A 2,374-nucleotide genomic window follows, 5' to 3' on the forward strand; every position below is an offset into this window, starting at 1 on the left:
CGTATCTCGTATCTCGTTTTTATAACGCTTTTTGAGTAAAAAACTGTTTGTCTTCCCAACGAAGCGCAGTCAGCTCTCCTCCCCAAACACACCCAGTATCTAGCCCTATCACATCTTTACCTTGATAGCCTTCAAGTGCAGCCCAGTGGCCAAAAACAACCGTTTTATCGAGCTTAATACGTTGTGGAAGGTCAAACCATGGCACCAATGGTTCATTAGTAATTTCACTTGGTGGTAGCTTGCATGCCATATCAAGCCGAGCATCGGTAAAGCAGAAACGCATTCGGGTAAGGCTGTTAATCGCATAACGATACCGTTCAATATCGTGCAAATTCACGTCCCATAGATCGGGTGTATTGCTATACATATTCTCGATGAGCCACTGCCATTTATCCGAGCGTAATAGGGCGACGACTTCTTGATTCTCTATGCGAGCTCTTTCAAGGTTCCACTGTGGCGAAATACCCGCATGAGACATTATGAACTCAGGGTGCTCTTGAATTAACGGCTGCTGTCTCAACCATTCGAGTAGCGACTCACGGTCTTCGGCATCTAGGATAGCTTGCGTCTTATCTTTAGGCTTTGCTGGAAACAATCCTAGAGATACCGCGAGCAGGTGTAGGTCGTGATTGCCCAATACCACCTTTGCCGAGTCACCTAAACCACGAATAAAGCGAAGTGTTTCTAGAGACTTAGGACCTCGGGCAACTAAGTCACCAGCAACCCATAAGGTATCTTGTTGTGGATTAAAGTTGATGGTTTCGAGTAATAACTGAAGTTCGTCGAAGCATCCTTGGATGTCTCCGACAATATAATTAGACACAGTATTTTCCTATGGCTGCAAAGGTGGTTAGTTAAGGATGTTAGGAATGGCGAGTCTGAATGGGTCGACTTCGGCAATAAAATCGATGCCCTTGTGATCGGTCATAACATAATGACCCTGCATGACGCCTACGGGCGTTTCGATAACGGTACCACTGGTGTAAGTGTATTCGTCGTTGGACTCGATAATTGGTTGCTGACCAACCACACCATCGCCTTCAATGGTCAGTTGCTTACCGTTAGAGTCGGTAATTAACCAGCGACGTGACATGAGTTGAACCGTACTTTTACTTAAGTTTTTGATAGTAATGATGTAGGCGAAGACATAACGATTCTTCGTAGGCTCAGACTGCTCCTCTATGTACTTAGAGTGAACCTGGCATTTGATACAAGGCGTAGATATATCCATATTCGCACCTTTTGTTGTTGATATACTTAATGTAATTAAAGTATTACATAAAAAAGGCTCCTAACCGAAGTGTAGGAGCCTTTTTATTTTATTTGTCAGCGTTGTGGTTGTCGTGCAACCAGTTAGCCATATCGACAAACTGTTCGAGTGTTAGGTTCTCAGGGCGCATACTTGGGTTGATGCCAAGCTCTTCTAGTACGTCCTTATCAATCAGACTCTTGTAGCAGTTACGAACTGTCTTACGACGTTGGTTAAAGCCTTCACGACATACGCGATCTAACCATTTTAGGTCTTTAGCCGGGTAAGGCAGCACTTCGTATGGCTGAAGGCGCACAACTGCAGAATCTACCTTCGGTGGCGGAACGAAAGCCGTTGGTGGCACTTCCAGTACTGGTGTCACTTTACAGTAGTATTGAGCCATTACCGTCAGACGACCGTATGCTTTGCTACCAGGGCCTGCAGCTAGGCGGTTCACCACTTCTTTTTGTAGCATAAAGTGCATGTCTTTGATGTCTTTATGGAATTCAAAAAGGTGGAACATCAGCGGCGTCGAGATGTTGTATGGCAAGTTACCAAAGATACGAAGCTTATTGTTTGGTTTAACAAGTTGCTCGAAGTCGAACTTCATCGCATCACCTTCGTGGATCGTCAGCTTATCAGCTAGGTCCGGGTGGTTACGAAGACGTTCTGCAAGGTCTCTATCCAATTCGATAACAGTAAATTTATCGACAAGCTTACCTACCGGCTCAGTAATTGCGCCAAGGCCTGGGCCTATCTCTACTAGGTTTTGACCTGGTAGTGGGTTAATGCTCGATACGATGCCATCAATAATGTATGGATCGTTAAGGAAGTTTTGACCAAAACGTTTACGCGCTTTGTGTCCTAAGTGGACATCATTTCTCATTGCTTTTTCTCTACTAATTCAATGGCGTGCGTGAGCGCTGTTCTAAAGCTCCCTGTATCGGCTTGGCCTTTCCCGGCCAAGTCTAAGGCGGTACCGTGGTCGACTGATGTGCGAATAAACGGTAAGCCAAGCGTGATGTTCACTGAGCGACCAAACCCTTTGTATTTCAATACCGGGAGTACTTGGTCGTGATACATACCTAAAACAGCATCTGCATCTTGCAAATATTTTTCATTAAA

Annotated in this window: 4 protein-coding genes; all 4 read right to left on the reverse strand. The window is 45.0% G+C overall.

What is annotated here, in order from left to right; genetic code table 11:
* Positions 1-19 precede the first annotated feature (19 nt).
* Positions 20-823 (reverse strand): symmetrical bis(5'-nucleosyl)-tetraphosphatase, encoded by an 804-nt coding sequence (locus BCT81_RS17915; RefSeq protein WP_102425335.1) that lies wholly within the window; start codon positions 821-823, stop codon positions 20-22.
* Between the two features lie 27 nt (positions 824-850).
* Positions 851-1,231: a Co2+/Mg2+ efflux protein ApaG gene (gene apaG / locus BCT81_RS17920; protein WP_004740817.1), complete on the reverse strand. Its 381-nt coding sequence runs from the start codon at positions 1,229-1,231 to the stop codon at positions 851-853.
* An 88-nt stretch (positions 1,232-1,319) separates the two neighbouring features.
* Positions 1,320-2,135 (reverse strand): 16S rRNA (adenine(1518)-N(6)/adenine(1519)-N(6))-dimethyltransferase RsmA, encoded by an 816-nt coding sequence (gene rsmA, locus BCT81_RS17925; RefSeq protein ID WP_063523468.1) that lies wholly within the window; start codon positions 2,133-2,135, stop codon positions 1,320-1,322.
* The coding region (locus tag BCT81_RS17930; RefSeq protein ID WP_198596920.1) for a 4-hydroxythreonine-4-phosphate dehydrogenase PdxA at positions 2,132-2,374 on the reverse strand (243 nt) is incomplete at its 5' end. The genes BCT81_RS17930 and rsmA, both read right to left, overlap by 4 nt.

This window comes from Vibrio sp. 10N.261.52.A1 (assembly GCF_002876325.1).
Classification (GTDB): Bacteria; Pseudomonadota; Gammaproteobacteria; order Enterobacterales; family Vibrionaceae; genus Vibrio; species Vibrio chagasii.

What these genes read in the sequence shown, in the direction of transcription:
- apaG (WP_004740817.1), bottom strand. Translation starts at nt 1,231, where the DNA reads ATGGATATATCTACGCCTTGTATCAAATGCCAGGTTCACTCTAAGTAC.
- rsmA (WP_063523468.1), bottom strand. Translation starts at nt 2,135, where the DNA reads ATGAGAAATGATGTCCACTTAGGACACAAAGCGCGTAAACGTTTTGGT.